The sequence below is a fragment of the Acetobacter sp. DmW_136 genome, from assembly GCF_008690365.1.
Taxonomy (GTDB): Bacteria; Pseudomonadota; Alphaproteobacteria; order Acetobacterales; family Acetobacteraceae; genus Acetobacter; species Acetobacter oryzifermentans.
This window is the reverse complement of sequence record NZ_VHON01000072.1, coordinates 1-677: the sequence shown is the minus strand read 5'-3', so window position 1 is coordinate 677 and position 677 is coordinate 1. Positions and strand designations below refer to the sequence as shown.

Here is a 677-nt window from a genome sequence, read left to right as displayed (position 1 = left end):
ATCGACGCGGAAATCTCACAGATGGAGTAATTTTGGATCATTTTCTGGTTGTTCAGGACTTCCTATGCGTCTGATCTGGCTTACCGACGGTTTTCTGTCCTGGCGGGCAGATTCTGAACGCAGTGAGGGTGTCACGGCCTGAGAAGGCAGTGTTGGCGGTGAGTATGTGGCCTATGCGCTGTCTGTTTCGTCAGACGGCCTGCCGGAGCCTTCGCAATCGTGCATGAGCGAGGGCGAATTCGTGCTGGCAAGGGAACATATCGGACATGGACAGGACAATCCGACGCACGCTGATCTTTACGACTGTCGCGATTTTGAGCAGTCGTGCGCGAATTGTGCCACAGGTTGCTTTCTCCAGAGAGGTCTGGCCGAGGGCCAGTCTTTGCAGAGCGGTCAGCAGGACATAGGCTGCGGCGGAGAACCACAGTCGGAGCTGGTTGGCCCGGATGGTGTGGGACGATGTCCTGTCCGAGAACAGATCCAGTTGGCATTCCTTGATGCGGTTTTCCATATCCCCGCGTGCGCAGTAGATCTGTTCGTAAAGATGACGTGGCTCAGACGTTCCCTGCGGTAGCGTGGTGACAATGAAGCGATGATAGCGGTTGCCGTGGCGCCATTCGGCCTTGGCCACCACCCGCCTGCGGCGCGTCCAGCTGTCCTTTGTGATCCAGTCAAAG

The 677-nt window shown here is 56.9% G+C and carries 1 protein-coding gene; it reads right to left on the bottom strand.

Annotation, left to right across the window (positions count from 1 at the left end):
• Positions 1-190 precede the first annotated feature (190 nt).
• A partial coding sequence (locus FKW31_RS15345; protein ID WP_150179003.1) for a transposase occupies positions 191-677 on the bottom strand: 487 nt, incomplete at its 5' end.